Genomic DNA, 16,633 nt, shown 5'->3' with positions numbered 1-16,633 from the left:
CGTCGATGTCTTGTGCGGCCAGCATGGCACCCGCATCGACGAGTGTCAACATAGACAAGTATCGAATCCAAGTGCGCGCGACGACCGCGCACATCCACCTGGTTCGACGTGTGTCAACATAGATGCATGCCGAACACCAAGGTGCTGCCGCTGCTCGGGCCCGAGGGGAGCGGGGCCGTGGCGCCGTGCTGCCCGCCGCTCACCGAGCGCCCCTTCACCGCGGAGGAGGCCGAGACGGCCGCCCGGATGTTCAAGGCCCTGGGCGATCCGGTGCGGCTGCGGCTGTTCTCGGCGGTCGCCTCGCACGAGGGCGGCGAGGCGTGCGTGTGCGACATCTCCGACGTCGGCGTCTCCCAGCCGACCGTCTCCCACCACCTGAAGAAGCTCAAGGAGGCCGGCCTGCTCACCTCCGAGCGGCGCGGCACCTGGGTCTACTACCGGGTCGAGCCGACGGTGCTCGCCGCGATGGGCAGGCTGCTGACCGCCGCGCCCACCGCCGTCTGAACCGGCCCGGGCCCGCCCGGACGGGTCCCGCCGCTCCAGCCCGGGCGGCTGGCGCTCGTCGCTCACCGAGGTGGCCCAGTCGCGGAACAGGCGCAGCACTTCGCCGAGGTCGAGCGGACCTCGCCGAGGTCGAGCGGACCGCGGGACGCCCTGAGGACGTCGTCCGACACCCCGCCGTCACCCGGTCGGAGTCGCCGCGCCGGACGTCCGCTCCCCCGTGGGGCCGCGTCCGGCCCGAAGAAGGTGGACACCGCGGGGCCCTCGGCCCGGGAAGCTGCGGTCGTTCGAGGGCGGTCCGGGCGCTGAGCTGGGTGAGCGGCCGGGGAGCGGCCTCACCGGGCTCGGTGGCTTTCACCGTGGTTCCCCCCGTTCCCCGCTCGGTCCGGTGGGTCTGCGGTGCGGGGCTGGCGCGCCGCATGCGGGGTGTCCGTCCCTGCGTGCCGGCCCTCGTGTACCGGTCCCACGACGCGGCGACGACTACCAGTCCCGCCAGTCGTCCGTGATCTCGGCGCGGCCGATGCCCCGCCTCGCCGCCAGAGCGGGGACGTCGATGCCGTGCTCCGTCAAGGTCTGGTCGATGTAGAGGCACAGCTCTTCGCGCTCCTCCGTCTCGTAGCCGGCGCCGCCGTGATCCTCGTTGATCCGGTTCAGCACCAGGACGACACGCTTGATCGCTTCGAAGACCTGCTCGTCGCCCCGGTCCCGGAGCGCCTCCACGTCCGACTCGAACGAGCGCAGTGCCCCATCCGTCGCCGCCAGCAGTGACCGGGGGAAGAGCTGCGACAGGAAGGCGTCGCTCAGGGCCCGTGTCCCGGCCGCGACCTCCGTTGCCTCTTCGTCCACGCGCGCACGCCAGCGCGCCGATGGTCTGATCGCCACGTCCAGGACCATAAGCCCAGGCTCTGACAGCGCCGTGGCCGAGCACGCTTTCCGACTGCGGTGGTGGGGTGCCGGGCCGTGTGCGGCGGCCCGCGGTCGTCTCAGTAGCCGAAGACCTGGGTCCACGTCCAGTCGCTGGTGACCACGCCGACGCCCAGCGTCTTGAGCGAGCAGTTGAGTATGTTCGCGCGGTGGCCCGGGGAGTCCATCCAGGCCTGCATGACGCTCGCGGCGGAGTTCTGGCCCCGGGCGATGTTCTCGGCGCCCGGGCTCGGGTGGCCCTGTGCCTTGGCCCGGTCGGCGAAGCTGCTGCCGTTCTGCCCGGTGTGGGAGAAGTAGCCGTTGGCGGACATGTCCTCGCTGTGCAGCTGGGCCGCCCTGGCCAGACGGTCGTCCAGCGTGACGGGGCCGCAACCCGCCTTGGAGCGCTCGGTGTTGGTGAGGGCCAGGACCTGGGCGGCCGGACCGCCGGCGGCGGGGGCGGCGGGCGCGGACGGCTGGGCCTCCTGCGGCCGCGCCGATGTCTTCGCGGGCGCCGGGGTGCGTGCGGGGGAGGACTTCGCCTCGGACTCGTCCGGACGCGGTGTGGCCGGGGACCTCGGCTTGCGGGACGCGTCGGCCGAGGCGGTGGCCGACGGCGAGGACGAGGGGGAAGAGGATGAGGTGGTGGCCGGGCTCGAAGCCGCGGGCGTGGGTACGGCGGACTGCGAACCGCCCGCGGACGCCGGTCGCACCGTGTCCCCTTCGCCGTCCGGTGTCAGAACGGCTATCCCGGATATCGTGCCGCCGGTGACCAGCAGCACCGCGGCCACGGCCGCGACCGTCCTGCCCCGCCGCCTGCGGTCACGGCCCCGCGCGCGGCGGCTCGTACGACGGTCCGCGCCCGCCGCCGGCCCGAGGGTCGTGGCCGGGGAACCGGCGGGCGCCGCCCCCGCGCCTCCGGACGCCGTGACCTCGAAGGCCGGGTCGCCGAACGCCGTACCGCCGGACATCGGACCGCCGGACGCCGGGTCGCCGGGCGCCGTGCCCGGGTCGGTCGGCGCGCCATGCCGTTCCGTCGGCGCCGGCCCCGGCTCCCTCCACCCCGCCGGATCCATCACCCCGGCGGACGTCTCCCCCGGGTCTCCCGGCCCGAACGCGGCCCCCGGCCCGTCGGGCACCGCCCCCGGTCCTCCCGCCGCGTCCCCGGTGAAGGACAGCGGTGTCGCGTCCGCCGTTCCGGCGCCGAGGCCGGTGAGCAGGCCGGCCGCGCCGAGCAGGCCCGCCCCGACCGGCACCAGTCCCAGTCCGACCAGCAGGCCCTCCGCCGGCACCAGTCCCGACTGGAAGCCCGCGCAGACCGTGCAGTCCCGGGCGTGGCGCGCGATGCGCTTGCGCCACAGGGCCGAGGGGACGGCGTCCCAGGCCGCGACCACGTCGTCCAGCAGCACGCAGCGCGGCCGCGCGGACAGCGCCCGCACCACCAGCCGGGCCGTCTCCAGCTGCGCCTTCATCCGCTGCACGCGCACCGCCGTGTGCTGCGGCGACAGTTCCAGCGCGGCCGCCACCTCCGCCCGCGTCAGCTCGCCCGCCGCCTCCAGCCACCACAGCGACAGCAGCGCCTGGTCGTCGGGGTCCAGCCAGCGGGTGGCCTCGGCGGCCTCGCGCCGCTGGCCCTCCAGCCCGAGCCGCACGATCGTCAGGTCCACGAAGTCGGCGCCCGGGTCGGCGACGTCGTACGCGTCGTGCAGCCCGGAACGGGCCTGGACCGTACGGTGATCGCGCCAGTGGTGCCGCAGCTGGTTCATGGTGATGGCGACCAGCCAGGACCGGAAGCCGCCGGGGTCGTTCAGCGAACCGAGCGAGCCGAGGGCGCGGAGCATGGTCTCCTGCACCACGTCGTCGACGTCGGGGTGCCCGTTCAGGGCCCGGCCGACGATGTTGTAGACCAACGGGAGGTAGGCGGAGACGAGTTCGTCCTGGGCCCGCATGTCACCACGCTGTGCCGCCTCGACCGTCGCCCTGCCGGGTCCGCTGCTCGCCGCCACGCTCGTCCACGCTCCTTCTCGATCCTGGACCGTTCTGCCCTGTCACAGGAGGAGAGCCACCGCGCAGGGCCGGATAACGAAAAACCCGGGGGTCATTCCAGAACGTGCCGCAGGTACGCCCGCGGGTCGGTGAGGTAGCGGCGCCAGTGGTCGACCAGGGCCAGGTCCCGCCAGGCGGTGCGGCGCATGCCGTGGTCGCCGACCTCGACGATGTCCGCGCCGGGCAGCGCGGTCAGCAGCGGGGAGTGGGTGGCGCAGACGACCTGCGCGCCGTCGCGGGCCAACCGGTCGATGTGGCCGACCAGTTCGAGGCAGGAGGAGAAGGACAGGGCCGCCTCCGGCTCGTCCAGGACGTAGAGGCCGGGGCGCAGGAACCTGTCCCGGAACGCCGCGAGGAAGCCCTCGCCGTGACTGCGCGAGCCGGGTGCGAGCCCTTCCCGGTCGAGCGCGTCCAGTGCCGTTTCGGCGCGCAGGAAGAAGCCCTGGCGGGCGGACCAGGAGCCGAGCATGCGGCGGCCGCGCGGGGCCGCGTCGAAGCGGACGCGTTCGCCGAGGGGGGACTTGGCGCGGTGGCTCGCGTAGCGCCACTCGTGCGAGCCGCCCCAGGGGTCCAGCCCGAAGCCCTCCGCCAGGGCCTCGACGAGCGTCGACTTCCCCGAACCGTTCTCGCCGACGACGAAGGTCACCGGCGCGGTGAACCGCAGTCCGTCACGCAGGAGTTGCCGCACGCAGGGGACCGACCAGGGCCACTCCCCCTCGTCGTGCGGGCCCACGTGTGCGTACGCACGTTCGACAATCACGGGCCGAGTCTCGCACAGGGGCCGTGTGCGACGGACGGGCGACGCACCGCCCCCTCACTCCGTCCCCGCCGCCCGCCCTCACTCCGTCCCCGCCGTCCCGACCGGCCCTCCGCCTTGCTCCCTCCCCCCGTTCGCCCTACTCCCTCCCCGCCGTCCGCCTCACTTGGTCCCCACCGTCCGCAGCACCGTGAGCACCAGCGTCCGTGCCGCCGTCACCACCTCCCGCACCGAGACGTGTTCCCGCTCGCTGTGCGCCACCGCGATGTCCCCCGGGCCGTACTGCAGCGTCGGGATCCCGGCGCCGGCGTAGAGGCGCAGGTCGCTGCCGTACGTCGCCCCGCGCTCCCTGGGCCGCGGGCCGCCCGTCGCGTCGGCGTGCGCGGCCCCGACCACGTCCGCGAGGGCGTGTCCCTCGGGCAGCCGGCCGCTCGCGAACTGCCCGCCCGGCCAGCTCACGACGGCCGGGTGGTCCCGCAGCCAGGGGTCGGCGGCGCAGACCTCGGCCACGCACCGCTCCAGCGCGGCGCGCGCGTCGGCCGGGTCCTCGCCGAGCCGCACGCCGAGCCGTCCCTCGGCGACCAGCAGGTCGGGCACGCTGCTCGCCCAGTCCCCGGCGTGCACCGTGCCCACCGACAGGCCGTACGGGATCGGGTACTCGGCCAGCAGCGCGGACGGGTCGCGGTTGCGCTCGGTCTCCAGGTCGGCCAGCGCCCGGTGCAGGGGCAGGTAGGCGTCGACGGCGCTGACCCCCCGTTCCCGCGAACTGCCGTGCGCCGCCTTGCCGGGCACGGCGATGCGGAACGTCAGCGCGCCCGCGTTGGCGGTGATCAGCGTGGAGGCGGTGGGCTCGGCGATGACGCAGGCGTCGCCGCGGTGGCCGCGCCGCAGGGTGCCGAACGCGCCGAGGCCGCCGTCCTCCTCGCCGACGACGCAGTGCACGGCCACCCGGCCGCGCAGCCGCGTCCCGGCCGCCCGTATCGCGGCGAGCGCGGCGAGGTGCGCCGCGAGACCGGCCTTCATGTCGCAGGCACCGCGCCCGTGCACGAGGTCCCCGGTCACCCGGGGCACGAACGGGTCGCCGTCCCAGGCCGCGAGGTCGCCGGGCGGGACGACGTCGACGTGGCCCTGGAGGATCAGGGTCGGCCCGTCACCGCCGTCGGGGGTGGTGCCGACCAGGCCCCACGCCTCCTCGCGGGGCGCCTCCGTGCCCGGGAAGTCCGGATGGGCGCGCAGCGCGGGCAGGTCCATCGGCCACAGGTCGGTCTCCAGGCCGAGCCGTTCCAGCCGCCCGGCCAGCAGGTGCTGGAGCTCCGACTCGGCGGCGCTCCCGGTCACGCTCGGCACCTCGATCAGTTCCAGCAGGGTCCGTCCCAGAGCCGCCTCGTCGATCGCCGCCAGCGCGGCGCCCTCCTCGTCGGTCAGCATGCTGCCGCCCCTCCCCTCGCCTCACGGGGCGGCGACGTCCGCGGCCCCGCACGCATACCTGCGCATCCCGGCCCGCTCGTACGCCTCCGGGGCGGCGGCGTTCGCCCCGCGGCCCGCACCGGCTGCGCCGACCCCCCGACGCCCCGCACCGGATGCGCCCCCGGCGGGCACCCCGCCGCCCGATGACGGCGCCGGCGCCGGTGCCGTCACCGCGCCTCGTCCTCGCCCGTCCGCTCCACGGTGCCGCCGCCCACCGTGAACCCGATCACCGTCCCGCCGCCCTCCCGCCGGAAGGCGTACGGTGCTCCCCCGTGCGCGAGGGCCACCTCGCGCACGATGGACAGGCCGAGTCCCGAACCGGGGAGGGAGCGGGCGTCGGCGGCGCGGTAGAAGCGGTCGAAGACCCGGATCAGGTCGTCGTCGGCGATGCCGGGCCCCCGGTCGCGCACCTCCACCCGCACCGTGCCCGGCCGGGCGGGACCGGCGACGCGGATCTCCACGGGCGCGTGGCCGTCCCGGTCGAACTTGACGGCGTTCTCGACCAGGTTGGACAGCGCCCGCGTGAGCATCCCCGGCCGCCCGTCGGTCGTGGTGTCGCCGCTCGCGCCGACCACGATCTCCCGCCCGGTGCGGCGCCGGGCCAGTCCCGCCACGTCCTCGGCGACGTCGGCGAGGTCGATCCGCTGCGGCGGCTCGGTGTCGGACTGCCCGGCCGCGAGGTCGACGAGCTCGTTGACCAGGTCGGTCAGCTCGCGGGCCTCCTGGGTGAGGTCGGCGACGAGTTCCTCACGGGTGCCGGGCGGCAGCTCGTCGATGCGGCGCAGCAGGGAGATGTTGGTGCGCAGCGAGGTGAGCGGGGTGCGCAGCTCGTGTCCGGCGTCCTGCACCAGGCGGCGCTGGTCCTCCTCGGACTGGGCGAGCCGGCCCAGCATCCGGTCGAAGGCGCGGCCGAGGCGTCCCACCTCGTCGTAGCCGGCGACGGGCACCTGGATGCCGAGCCGGCGGGTGCGGGCGACGTCCTCGGCGGCGTGGGTGAGGACGACGAGCCGGCGGGTGATGCGCCGGGCCAGCCACCAGCCGAACAGCCCGGCGGCGACCACCACCGCCGCCATCAGGACCAGCGTGCGCCGCTGGAGGGCCCGCAGCAGGTCCTCCGTGTCGCTGAACTCCTGCGCGACCTGCACCGCGCCCCGGCTGCCGCCCAGGGAGACGGTCGCGACGCGGTAGACGTCGTCGCCGACGTCGACGTCCGCGTGCACGACCACCTCGCCGGCCGCGGCGGCGCCCGCGATCCGGCGGTCGGCGGCGACCACCGGCAGCCCCGGGCTGCCCGGGTCGAAGACGCTGCCGTCCGGCCCGAGCACCTGGACGTCGGTGCGGGCGGGCCGCACCAGGTCGTGGCCGGGGGCGGTGGAGGAGAAGTCGACCGGTGTCATCCGGTTCTCCCGCACCTCGCCGCGCAGGTCCTGCACGACCTCGTCGAACACGGACTGCTGGTCCACCCGCACCAGCCGGGCGGCCGCGTTGTAGGACAGGATGCCGACCAGGACGGTCACCGTGGCGGTGACCGCCGCGAACGCCACCGCGAAGGTGGTGCCCAGCGACAGCAGCCGCAGCCGCCGTCGCGCGGCCCGCGGCCGGTGCGCGCGGCCCGGAGCGCCGGGAGCGCCGGAGGCGCCCGAAGCCCCTGCGGCACCCGGGGCGTCCGGGGCGTCCGGAGCACTCGGGGACACGTCAGTCCTCCCGCAGCACGTAACCCACCCCGCGCACCGTGTGGATCAGCTGCGGCGCGCCGGGCTGGTCGAGTTTGCGGCGCAGGTAGCCGACGTAGACGGCGAGGTTCTTGGAGCCGGGGCCGAAGTCGTAGCCCCAGATGCGGTCGTAGATGGTGGAGTGGTCCAGGACGACGCCCGCGTTGCCGACCAGCAGCTCCAGCAGCTCGAACTCGGTGCGGGTCAGCTCCAGTTCCCGCTCGCCCCGCCAGGCCCGGCGGGCCTGCGGGTCCATGCGCACCCCGGCCGCCTCGACGAACCGCCCGGGGGCCTCCGGCTTCGGCGGCTCGGCGGCGGGGGCCGCGCCGCCGTTCTCCGGGTCGGGCCGGGCCCGGCGCAGCAGGGCGCGCAGCCGGGCGAAGACCTCCTCGACGTCGAACGGCTTGACGACGTAGTCGTCGGCGCCCGCGTCCAGTCCCGCGATCCGGTCGGCGGTCTCCACCAGCGCCGTCAGCATCAGCACGGGCGTGCGGTCGCCCTCGGCGCGCAGCACCCGGCACACCTGGAGCCCGTCGATGCCGGGCATCATCACGTCCAGGACCAGCACGTCGGGCCGGCTGCGGTGGACCTGGGCGAGGGCCTCGACGCCGTCGGCGACGGCCGTGACCCGGTAGCCCTCCAGGGTCAGGGCGCGCTCCAGGGCGTTGCGGATGGCGCGGTCGTCTTCGGCGAGCAGAACGGTGTGCGGCACGGGCCCAGTGTGCCAACCGCCGCCGGCCCGGGCCACGGCGAACGGCGCCGGGCCCGCTTCCCGCGGGCCCGGCCGGCCTCCGCTCCCGGGGCGAGCGGCGGATGCCGTCGGAGCGGGTCCGGGGCGGCGCGGCAGGAGGCCGTCGGACGTTCGGCGGCGCACCGGTCTCCGGGCGCGGTGGCGCACCGGTCTCCGGGCGCGGCGGCGCACCGCGCCGACGCGCCGGCCTCCGGGTGCGGGCGCGCGGCCCGCGAGCCCGGCTCTCACCCGGTGGGCCGCAGTGCCGCCAGTCGCTCCTCGAACGGCACCAGCGCCGGTTCGCCGGACGTGTCCCCGCCGCTCGCGTCACCACCGCTGGCGTCCCCGTCCGCCGGCCGGACCGCGGGCAGCGCGCCCATCAGTGCGGCCAGCTCCCCCGCCGCCCGCGCGACGCGCCCGTCCAGGCCCTCGGCGCCCCAGTCCTCGGAGGCGGCGTACACGCCGGTCGGGACGACGACGGCCTTCAGGTGGGCGAAGAGCGGACGCAGCGCGTGGTCGAGGACGAGCGAGTGCCGGGCCGTGCCGCCGGTCGCGGCGATCAGCACCGGCTTCCCGGCCAGGGCGCCCTCGTCGCTCACGCTGAGGGTGTCGAAGAACGACTTGAACAGTCCGCTGTACGACGCCGAGAACACCGGCGTGACCACGATCAGCCCGTCGGCCGCCGCCACCGCGTCGAACGCGTCGGCCAGCTCCCGTCCCGGGAAACCGCTGGTGAAGTTGTGCGCGATCGCCACGGCGAGGTCGCGCAGCTCGATCACCCGCACCTCGGCCGACGTCCGCCCGGCGGTCGCGGCGGCCAGCCGGTCGCCGAGCAGCCGGGTGGACGACGGCACGCTCAGCCCTGCGGAGACGACGACGAGCCTCATGCCCGGACCCCTTCCTTGGCGGCGGCCAGCAGCGAGGTGTGGGTGGGCGCGTCCGGCACGTGCGCCGGGCGGTCCTTGGCGAACTCCCTGCGCAGCACCGGCACGACCTCCTCGCCGAGCAGGTCGAGCTGCTCCAGCACGGTCTTCAGCGGCAGCCCGGCGTGGTCCATCAGGAACAGCTGGCGCTGGTAGTCGCCGGCGTACTCGCGGAAGGACAGCGTCTTCTCGATGACCTGCTGCGGGGAGCCGACCGTCAGCGGGGTCTGCTCGGTGAACTCCTCCAGCGAGGGCCCGTGCCCGTAGACCGGCGCGACGTCGAAGTAGGGGCGGAACTCGCGCACCGCGTCCTGGCTGTTCCTGCGCATGAACACCTGCCCGCCGAGGCCGACGATCGCCTGCTCGGGGGCGCCGTGCCCGTAGTGGGCGTACCGGGTCCGGTACAGCTCGACCATCCGCTTGGTGTGGTCGGCCGGCCAGAAGATGTTGTTGTGGAAGAAGCCGTCGCCGTAGTACGCGGCCTGCTCGGCGATCTCCGGCGAGCGGATCGAGCCGTGCCAGACGAACGGCGGCACGCCGTCCAGCGGGCGGGGCGTGGAGGTGAAGCCCTGCAGCGGGGTGCGGAACTTCCCCTCCCAGTCGACGACGTCCTCGCGCCACAGCCGGTGCAGCAGGGCGTAGTTCTCGACGGCGAGGTTGATGCCCTGGCGGATGTCCTGGCCGAACCAGGGGTAGACCGGCCCGGTGTTGCCGCGGCCCATCATCAGGTCCACCCGGCCGTCGGCCAGGTGCTGGAGCATCGCGAAGTCCTCGGCGATCTTCACCGGGTCGTTGGTGGTGATCAGGGTGGTGGAGGTGGAGAGGACCAGCCGCTCCGTGCGCGCCGCGATGTAGCCGAGCATGGTGGTCGGCGAGGACGGCACGAACGGCGGGTTGTGGTGCTCACCGGTCGCGAAGACGTCCAGGCCCACCTCCTCGGCCTTCAGCGCGATGGCGACCATGGCCTTGATCCGCTCGCGCTCGGTCGGCGTACGCCCCGTGGTCGGGTCGGGCGTGACATCCCCGACGCTGAAGATCCCGAACTGCATGGCCGCTCACCCTCCAGATTGTTGACCGTTCAACTATACCTCCGAACGGCCGCCCCGCTCCCCCTATTCCCCACCCTCCCCCGTCCCCGTTCCCCCCGCCCTCCCCGTCCTCCCCCCCGGCCCCGCCCGGAGGGTCACGGCACCAGCACCAGCCTTCCCCGCACCCCGCCCTTCGCCAGCCGGGCGTGGGCCCCGGCCGCGTCGTCCAGGGCATGGGTCCCGGCGACCCGGAGGGTCAGCACGCCCTCGTCCACCAGCCGGACCAGCTCCGCCAGGCGGGCCCCGTCGGCGGCCACCTCGACGGCGGCCACCCGCACCCCGCGCTCCGCCGCCGGGGCCGCCTGGGGGATGACGCCGGCGTAGGCGCCCCCGTCCCGCACCCACGCCAGGGCCCGCTCGCCGAGGACCGCCGCGTCCAGCACGGCGTCGAAGCCCCCCGCCTCCGCCCCGCCGTCCCGGAAGTGCTCGGCGCCGAGGGAGCGCACGAGCTCCTCGTCGCCCTCCCGGGCGAGGGCGGTGACGGTCACGCCCCGGTGGGCGGCGAGCTGGACGGCGTATCCGCCGACCGCCCCCGCCGCGCCCGTCACCAGCAGCGACCCGCCCGCGGGCACCTCCAGCAGATCCAGGGCCTGGGCGGCCGTCAGCGCGTTCAGGGGAAGGGTCGCCGCGTGCACCGCGTCGGCCGTCCGCGGCGCCCTCGCCACCGCGTCCGCGGGCACGACGACGTACTCGGCGTGCGTGCCCAGCGGCTTGACCATGCCGTGGTCGAGCGCGACCACCTCGTCACCGACGCTCCACGCGGTCGCCGTCCCCGTCGCGTCGACGGTCCCCGCGACGTCCCAGCCGAGCCCGATCTCCTTGCCGGCACCGCCGAAGACCCCCTCCCGCACCCCCGCGTCCACCGGGTTCAGCGCCGCCGCCGCGACCTTGATCCGCACCTGCCGCGCCCCCGGCTCCGGCACCCGGGCCTCCACGACCCGCACGGCCTCGGGCCCACCGAACGACGTCACCACTGCAGCACGCATGACCGAACTCCCTGGTTGTGGACCTCCACCGCGGTGTCTCCGCGGCTGACCGCAACCCTAGGAAGAGCTACTATCCACCAGGAAGTAGTTACCTGAGAGTGCGTACGTCTCCCGGAGGTGAGCCATGGCAACCATGACGGCGGCCCAGCGGCGCGAACGGGCGCGGCTGGACTACGACGCGTTCCTGAAGAGCTGCCCCACCAACCAGCTCCTGGACCGCATCAGCGACAAGTGGGTCAGCCTGGTCGTCAGCGCCCTCGCCGCCGGCCCCATGCGCTACAGCGACCTCGGCCGGAAGATCGCCGGCGTCAGCCCCAAGATGCTGACCCAGACGCTGCGTTCACTGGAGCGCGACGGCCTCCTCACCCGCACCGTGACCCCGTCCGTCCCGGTCCGCGTCGACTACGAGCTCACCCCGCTCGGCCACAGCCTGAGCCTGCTCCTGACCGCCGTGAAGGACTGGGCGGAGACCCACTTCGACGAGGTCCACCGGGCGCGGGAGCGCTACGACGCCGGGGCGGACGGGACCTCCTAGCCCTCCCCCGCCCGCAACCGCGCCGCCTGCTCCGCGCCGAAGTCCGTCGCGCGCCGCATGTGGTCGATGAACAGCGCGAGTTCGGAGTCGTCCAGGTCGTCGAAGAGTGCGATCCAGCCACCGCCGAGACGGCTCCACACCCGCCCGAACTCGGCGGCCCTCTCCGGCACCGTCGCCACCAGAACCCGCCGCCGGTCGCCCGCGTCCCGCTCCCGCACGACGTATCCGGCCCGCTCCAGCCGGTCCACCAGCCGCGTCGCCGAGCCGGTCGTCAGCCCCGTCAGCTCCGCGATCCGGCCGGTCGTCACCGGGCCGTCCTCCAGCGTGAGCAGGTTCAGGCACTGCAGGTCGGTGGGGTGCAGGCCCAGGTGATCGGCGAGCGCCTGGTTGAACAGGGCGTAGGAGGCCATGTGACGCCGGGACACCACGGCCAGCTCCGCCAGCAGCCCCGACCGCGTGTTCCCCGGCATCCCGGCTCCTCTCCGTCCGCGTCCCCCGGGTGGATGTATCCCCCGCCGGGCCCGCGCCAGGCGCACCCCGTCAGGTGACACCCGGGTGCCCCGCGGACGCGTGCGAAGCTTCCCGCATGCCGATCCTGCGTTCCGCCGCCCTGTTCGTCCTCGCCGCCCTGCTCGAGATCGGCGGCGCCTGGCTGGTCTGGCAGGGCGTGCGCGAGCACCGCGGCTGGATGTGGGCGGCCGGCGGCGTCCTCGCCCTCGGCGCGTACGGCTTCGTCGCCACCCTCCAGCCCGACGCCCACTTCGGCCGCGTCCTCGCCGCCTACGGCGGCATCTTCGTCGCCGGCTCGATCCTGTGGGGCGTGGTCGCCGACGGCTACCGCCCGGACCGCTGGGACGTCACCGGCGCGCTGGTGTGCCTCGCCGGCATGGCCCTGATCATGTGGGCGCCGCGCAACGGCTGACGGGCGGACCCCGGCCCGCCGGGCGCGTCCGCGGCGGCTCAGGACGACGGCTCCGGCGGCAGCCCCAGCTGCTCGAGGAGGGCCAGCCGGTCGAAGTACAGCCGGTAGTCGACGATCAGGCCGTCCGCGACCGTGGCGATGTCCACCCCGCGGATCCTGACCGCGTTCTGCGTCGCCGGCAGCGTCCGGCCGTCGGGTGTCCGGACCGGACCGGTGTTCCGGCCGCTGTAGTACCCCTCGTCGACGGCGGTGTCACCGCACTCGTAGGCGCTCACCGACTCGAACCGGGCGTCGGGCAGCGCCGTCGTCATCCGGCGCCAGTACTCGGCGATCTCGTAGCGCCCGTGGAGCTCCCCCGCCTCGGGGGTGAGGGCGACGGCGTCCTCCGCGAACAACTCGGCGACGGCCTCGGCGTCCTGGTTCGTGGTGACCGCCTCGGTGAGCCGGTCCATGGCCTCGCGCGCCTGCCCCATGATCCACCTCCTGCCCCGGAGGATCACCTCCCCCATTGTCCCACCGGCACACCGCGCACACCGTCCGGCCCGGCCCCCCGCCTATGCTGGCCGGGCACCGCCCCGACCACACGGGCCAGTGCGCCCGCGCCCGCCGCGCCGCCACGTACCCGGGAGGCGGCCCGCCCGCGGGCGCCCCGCCCGCCCCGCCCGTCCGCACCCGCCCGAGGAGCAGCCCATGGCCACCGCCGTACCGTCCGCCGCGTCCCGCATCGCCGTCGTCACGGGCGCGAGCAGCGGGATCGGCGCCGCCACGGCACGCCGGCTCGCCGAGGCCGGCTACCGCGTCGTCCTCACCGCCCGCCGCAAGGACCGCATCGAGGCGCTCGCCGAGGAGCTCACCGCGGCCGGCCACTCGGCGACGGCCTACCCGCTCGACGTCACCGACCGGCCGGCGGTCGACGAGTTCGCCACCGCGTTCAGGACCGTCGGCGTCCTCGTCAACAACGCCGGCGGCGCGCTCGGCGCCGACCCGGTCGCCACCGGCGACCCGGACCACTGGCGCACGATGTACGAGACGAACGTCATCGGCACCCTCAACCTCACCCAGGCCCTGCTGCCCAAGCTGGAGGCGAGCGGCGACGGCACGGTCGTGGTCGTCTCCTCCACCGCCGGCCACGCCACCTACGAGGGCGGCGCGGGCTACGTCGCCGCCAAGCACGCCGAGCACGTCCTCGCCGAGACCCTGCGCCTGGAGATCGTCGGCCGGCCGGTGCGCGTCGTCGAGATCGCGCCCGGCATGGTCAGGACGGAGGAGTTCGCGCTCACCCGCTTCGGCGGCGACGCGGAGAAGGCCGCCAAGGTGTACGAGGGCGTCGCCGAGCCCCTGACCGCCGACGACGTCGCCGACACGATCACCTGGGCGGTGACCCGCCCCAGCCACGTCAACATCGACCTGCTCGTCGTCCGCCCGCGCGCCCAGGCGTCGAACACGAAGGTCCACCGGGAACCGCGCTAGGCGGCGCCCGGCCCCGCGGAGGAAGCGCGAACGGCACGTCCGGCATCCCCGTCGCGGCGTTCGTGACGATCCGCGCCGTGCGGCACGCCGGGGCCGAGGGACCCGCGGGCCCGTCCCCGGCCCCGGTGTGACGGGGGCGGGCCCGCGACGGACCGGGCCCGCCCTCCCGTCAGCCCTTGACGCAGACGACCTGCTTCAGCTTCGCCACGACCTCCACGAGGTCCCGCTGCTGGTCGATGACCTGCTCGATCGGCTTGTAGGCGCCCGGGATCTCGTCCACGACGCCGGAGTCCTTGCGGCACTCCACGCCCCGGGTCTGCTCCTCCAGGTCCTTCGCGGTGAACCGGCGCTTCGCCGCGTTGCGGCTCATCCGCCGGCCGGCGCCGTGCGACGCCGAGTTGAAGGAGTCGGGGTTCCCGAGGCCCTTGACGATGTACGAGCCGGTGCCCATGGAGCCCGGGATGATCCCGTACTCGCCGGAACCCGCGCGGATCGCGCCCTTGCGGGTCACGAGCAGGTCCATGCCGTCGTAGCGCTCCTCGGCCACGTAGTTGTGGTGCGCGCTGATCTCCTGCTCGAAGGTCGGCTTCGCCTTCTTGAACTCCTTGCGGATCACGTCCTTCAGGAGCGCCATCATGATCGAGCGGTTGTACTTCGCGTACTCCTGCGCCCAGAACAGGTCGTTGCGGTACGCCGCCATCTGCGGGGTGTCCGCGACGAAGACGGCGAGGTCGCGGTCGACCAGGCCCTGGTTGTGCGGAAGCCCCTGGGCCACGCCGATGTGGTGCTCGGCGAGCTCCTTGCCGATGTTCCGGGAACCGGAGTGCAGCATCAGCCAGACGGAACCGTCCGTGTCCGTGCACACCTCGACGAAGTGGTTCCCCCCGCCCAGCGTCCCCATCTGCTTCGCGGCCCGTTCCTCGCGGAACCTCACCGCGTCCGCCACCCCGCCGAACCGCTTCCAGAAGTCGTCCCACCCGCCGGTCGCGAAGCCGTGCAGCCGGCCCGGGTCGACCGGGTCGTCGTGCATGCCCCGGCCCACCGGAATCACCTGCTCGATCTTCGACCGCAGCCGCGAGAGGTCCCCGGGCAGGTCGTTCACCGTCAGGGACGTCCGCACCGCCGACATGCCGCAGCCGATGTCGACGCCCACCGCCGCCGGGCACACCGCGCCCCGCATCGCGATGACCGACCCGACCGTCGCGCCCTTCCCGTAGTGCACGTCCGGCATCACGGCCAGGCCCTTGATCCACGGCAGGGTCGCCACGTTCCGCAGCTGCTGGAGGGCGACCTCCTCGACCGTCGCCGGATCCGTCCACATGCGGATCGGAACCTTCGCGCCCGGCAGTTCCACGTACGACATAACGTCCTCTTTCCCCCGATGAACCAGCAGAAGTCACGAATCGCAAAACCGGCGCCAGGGTCGGCGAAAAGGGATGACGGACCGGCGTCCACGGCAGTGCGTGCGATACACATTGTCTGCGGGGGGCGCCCCCCTGCGGCAAGCGAATAACCAGCGGGGACACTGGGGGGACACCAGCGAGGACCCCGGGGGCCCCGCGGGCGACCGGCCCGCACCCACCGTCGAGAGGAGCCCGACCGTGCAGCGGAAGGCGTACGTACCCGGCGTCGCCGTGCTCCTGGCGGCCGTGCTGGCCGGCTGCACCGGCGGCTCGGGCGACGGCGGCACGACGGACGACTCCAACCCGGGGAGCGCCGGCACGGCGACGCAGGCGGCCCAGCCCGGCAGGTACACCACGCTGCCCGAGCCCTGCGGCGCGGTCGACGAGGCGACGCTCGGCGAACTCCTGCCCGGTCTGGCGGAGTTGACCGACGAGGCGCAGCGCGAGAAGGCGTACGCGGGTGAGGCGGCCCTCACGTACGACACCGACCGCAAGGTGGGCTGCCGCTGGAAGGTGGAGTCGGCGGAGGCGACCGACCACCTGGCGGTCGGCTTCGAGCGGGTCGTCTCCTACGACAACGCCGTCAGCGACGACAGCCAGGCCGAGCGGCTCTTCGCGGAGAAGCGGACGGCGGCGGGCCTCCCGGAGCCGGTGGTCACGGAGTCCGGTTCCGCCGGCACCGGCGACGGCCCCGCCGCGGGCCCGAGTTCGCCGCCCTCCTCGTCCGCCTCCCCCTCCGGGTCCTCCCCGTCCGGGGCCTCCTCCGGGGGCTCCTCGTCCGGGGCCTCCGCCCCGGTGTCCGGCTCGCCCTCCGCCGCCCCCTCCGACCTCCGGCCCCGCCTCCTGGAGGACCTCGGCGACGAGGCCTTCCTCGACGACGAGCTGGACAGCTCGGGTTCGACCGCCAAGCAGCGCACGGTGACTGTGGCGTTCCGCACGTCCAACGTGATCGTGACCGTCGAGTACGCGGAGCAGCCGGCGGTCGTCGGCGCCGTCCCGGACAGCGAGGAAATGCAGGACAGGGCGCGGAAACTGGCCTCCCTGCTGGCCGATTCGCTGGGCGGCTGAGCGCCGTTCACGCCCTCTCCACGCCCGCGCGCAAAGCGCGCGAAGGAAGACCACACGAGTGGCTCACCGCGTACCGTGACCCCTCGGACCCCGTTCCGACCGCAGGGAACACGAGCGTCATG

The 16,633-nt window shown here is 74.6% G+C and carries 17 protein-coding genes; 5 read left to right on the top strand and 12 right to left on the bottom strand.

The features are described from left to right. Positions 1-126: 126 nt before the first annotated feature. Positions 127-504 (top strand): metalloregulator ArsR/SmtB family transcription factor, encoded by a 378-nt coding sequence (locus GL259_RS22180; RefSeq protein WP_159535111.1) that lies wholly within the window; start codon positions 127-129, stop codon positions 502-504. A 477-nt stretch (positions 505-981) separates the two neighbouring features. Here the strand turns inward: GL259_RS22180 and GL259_RS22175 are convergent, their stop codons facing one another. The 9 genes from GL259_RS22175 to GL259_RS22135 form a co-directional block, all read right to left on the bottom strand. After that, a complete protein-coding gene (locus tag GL259_RS22175; protein ID WP_159535110.1) occupies positions 982-1,383 on the bottom strand; it encodes a hypothetical protein in 402 nt (133 codons plus the stop codon). A gap of 101 nt (positions 1,384-1,484) precedes the next feature. After that, on the bottom strand, positions 1,485-3,353 hold the full coding sequence (locus GL259_RS22170; protein WP_159538856.1) for a sigma-70 family RNA polymerase sigma factor: 1,869 nt from the start codon (positions 3,351-3,353) through the stop codon (positions 1,485-1,487). Between the two features lie 149 nt (positions 3,354-3,502). Further along, positions 3,503-4,210, bottom strand: a complete 708-nt coding sequence (locus GL259_RS22165) for an AAA family ATPase (RefSeq protein ID WP_159535109.1) — start codon at positions 4,208-4,210, stop codon at positions 3,503-3,505. A gap of 159 nt (positions 4,211-4,369) precedes the next feature. Continuing rightward, positions 4,370-5,635, bottom strand: a complete 1,266-nt coding sequence (locus tag GL259_RS22160) for an ArgE/DapE family deacylase (protein WP_159535108.1) — start codon at positions 5,633-5,635, stop codon at positions 4,370-4,372. A 206-nt stretch (positions 5,636-5,841) separates the two neighbouring features. Continuing rightward, positions 5,842-7,251: a HAMP domain-containing sensor histidine kinase gene (locus GL259_RS22155; protein ID WP_159538854.1), complete on the bottom strand. Its 1,410-nt coding sequence runs from the start codon at positions 7,249-7,251 to the stop codon at positions 5,842-5,844. Between the two features lie 118 nt (positions 7,252-7,369). Further along, the gene (locus tag GL259_RS22150; protein WP_159535107.1) at positions 7,370-8,098 is read right to left on the bottom strand and encodes a response regulator transcription factor; all 729 of its coding nucleotides are present in this window, start codon (positions 8,096-8,098) and stop codon (positions 7,370-7,372) included. Between the two features lie 263 nt (positions 8,099-8,361). Then, on the bottom strand, positions 8,362-9,003 hold the full coding sequence (locus GL259_RS22145) for a CE1759 family FMN reductase (protein WP_159535106.1): 642 nt from the start codon (positions 9,001-9,003) through the stop codon (positions 8,362-8,364). After that, a complete protein-coding gene (locus GL259_RS22140; RefSeq protein WP_159535105.1) occupies positions 9,000-10,088 on the bottom strand; it encodes an LLM class flavin-dependent oxidoreductase in 1,089 nt (362 codons plus the stop codon). The genes GL259_RS22145 and GL259_RS22140 overlap by 4 nt, the downstream gene beginning before the upstream one ends. A gap of 134 nt (positions 10,089-10,222) precedes the next feature. Further along, on the bottom strand, positions 10,223-11,113 hold the full coding sequence (locus tag GL259_RS22135; protein ID WP_159535104.1) for an NADP-dependent oxidoreductase: 891 nt from the start codon (positions 11,111-11,113) through the stop codon (positions 10,223-10,225). A gap of 124 nt (positions 11,114-11,237) precedes the next feature. Between GL259_RS22135 and GL259_RS22130 the strand changes: the two genes are divergently transcribed. Further along, positions 11,238-11,648, top strand: coding sequence for a helix-turn-helix domain-containing protein (locus GL259_RS22130; RefSeq protein WP_159535103.1), 411 nt, complete (start codon positions 11,238-11,240; stop codon positions 11,646-11,648). On the opposite strand, the gene GL259_RS22125 is transcribed toward GL259_RS22130, so the two are convergent. Next, the gene (locus GL259_RS22125; protein ID WP_159535102.1) at positions 11,645-12,118 is read right to left on the bottom strand and encodes a MarR family winged helix-turn-helix transcriptional regulator; all 474 of its coding nucleotides are present in this window, start codon (positions 12,116-12,118) and stop codon (positions 11,645-11,647) included. The two genes, GL259_RS22130 and GL259_RS22125, sit on opposite strands and share 4 nt — an antisense overlap. A gap of 116 nt (positions 12,119-12,234) precedes the next feature. Here GL259_RS22125 and GL259_RS22120 point away from each other — a divergent pair, with 116 nt between their 5' ends. After that, complete coding sequence (locus GL259_RS22120) at positions 12,235-12,570, top strand: YnfA family protein (protein ID WP_159535101.1); 336 nt, start codon at positions 12,235-12,237, stop codon at positions 12,568-12,570. 38 nt (positions 12,571-12,608) lie between these two features. Here the strand turns inward: GL259_RS22120 and GL259_RS22115 are convergent, their stop codons facing one another. Next, positions 12,609-13,043, bottom strand: coding sequence for a nuclear transport factor 2 family protein (locus GL259_RS22115; RefSeq protein ID WP_159535100.1), 435 nt, complete (start codon positions 13,041-13,043; stop codon positions 12,609-12,611). A 217-nt stretch (positions 13,044-13,260) separates the two neighbouring features. Here GL259_RS22115 and GL259_RS22110 point away from each other — a divergent pair, with 217 nt between their 5' ends. Next, a complete protein-coding gene (locus tag GL259_RS22110; RefSeq protein WP_159535099.1) occupies positions 13,261-14,040 on the top strand; it encodes an SDR family NAD(P)-dependent oxidoreductase in 780 nt (259 codons plus the stop codon). 169 nt (positions 14,041-14,209) lie between these two features. On the opposite strand, the gene GL259_RS22105 is transcribed toward GL259_RS22110, so the two are convergent. Further along, positions 14,210-15,403: an RtcB family protein gene (locus GL259_RS22105; protein WP_159535098.1), complete on the bottom strand. Its 1,194-nt coding sequence runs from the start codon at positions 15,401-15,403 to the stop codon at positions 14,210-14,212. 238 nt (positions 15,404-15,641) lie between these two features. Between GL259_RS22105 and GL259_RS22100 the strand changes: the two genes are divergently transcribed. Further along, the gene (locus GL259_RS22100) at positions 15,642-16,511 is read left to right on the top strand and encodes a DUF3558 domain-containing protein (protein WP_159535097.1); all 870 of its coding nucleotides are present in this window, start codon (positions 15,642-15,644) and stop codon (positions 16,509-16,511) included. Positions 16,512-16,633 lie beyond the last annotated feature (122 nt).

Origin of the sequence: Streptomyces sp. Tu 3180 (assembly GCF_009852415.1) — a bacterium.
Lineage (GTDB): Bacteria > Actinomycetota > Actinomycetes > Streptomycetales > Streptomycetaceae > Streptomyces.
The sequence above is the reverse complement of the archived record's forward strand: the minus strand, read 5'-3'. Positions and strand labels throughout refer to the sequence as shown.

What these genes read in the sequence shown, in the direction of transcription:
- GL259_RS22125 (WP_159535102.1), bottom strand. Translation starts at nt 12,118, where the DNA reads ATGCCGGGGAACACGCGGTCGGGGCTGCTGGCGGAGCTGGCCGTGGTG.
- GL259_RS22120 (WP_159535101.1), top strand. Translation starts at nt 12,235, where the DNA reads ATGCCGATCCTGCGTTCCGCCGCCCTGTTCGTCCTCGCCGCCCTGCTC.
- GL259_RS22140 (WP_159535105.1), bottom strand. Translation starts at nt 10,088, where the DNA reads ATGCAGTTCGGGATCTTCAGCGTCGGGGATGTCACGCCCGACCCGACC.
- GL259_RS22110 (WP_159535099.1), top strand. Translation starts at nt 13,261, where the DNA reads ATGGCCACCGCCGTACCGTCCGCCGCGTCCCGCATCGCCGTCGTCACG.
- GL259_RS22130 (WP_159535103.1), top strand. Translation starts at nt 11,238, where the DNA reads ATGGCAACCATGACGGCGGCCCAGCGGCGCGAACGGGCGCGGCTGGAC.
- GL259_RS22135 (WP_159535104.1), bottom strand. Translation starts at nt 11,113, where the DNA reads ATGCGTGCTGCAGTGGTGACGTCGTTCGGTGGGCCCGAGGCCGTGCGG.
- GL259_RS22180 (WP_159535111.1), top strand. Translation starts at nt 127, where the DNA reads ATGCCGAACACCAAGGTGCTGCCGCTGCTCGGGCCCGAGGGGAGCGGG.
- GL259_RS22145 (WP_159535106.1), bottom strand. Translation starts at nt 9,003, where the DNA reads ATGAGGCTCGTCGTCGTCTCCGCAGGGCTGAGCGTGCCGTCGTCCACC.
- GL259_RS22105 (WP_159535098.1), bottom strand. Translation starts at nt 15,403, where the DNA reads ATGTCGTACGTGGAACTGCCGGGCGCGAAGGTTCCGATCCGCATGTGG.
- GL259_RS22115 (WP_159535100.1), bottom strand. Translation starts at nt 13,043, where the DNA reads ATGGGGCAGGCGCGCGAGGCCATGGACCGGCTCACCGAGGCGGTCACC.
- GL259_RS22170 (WP_159538856.1), bottom strand. Translation starts at nt 3,353, where the DNA reads ATGCGGGCCCAGGACGAACTCGTCTCCGCCTACCTCCCGTTGGTCTAC.
- GL259_RS22160 (WP_159535108.1), bottom strand. Translation starts at nt 5,635, where the DNA reads ATGCTGACCGACGAGGAGGGCGCCGCGCTGGCGGCGATCGACGAGGCG.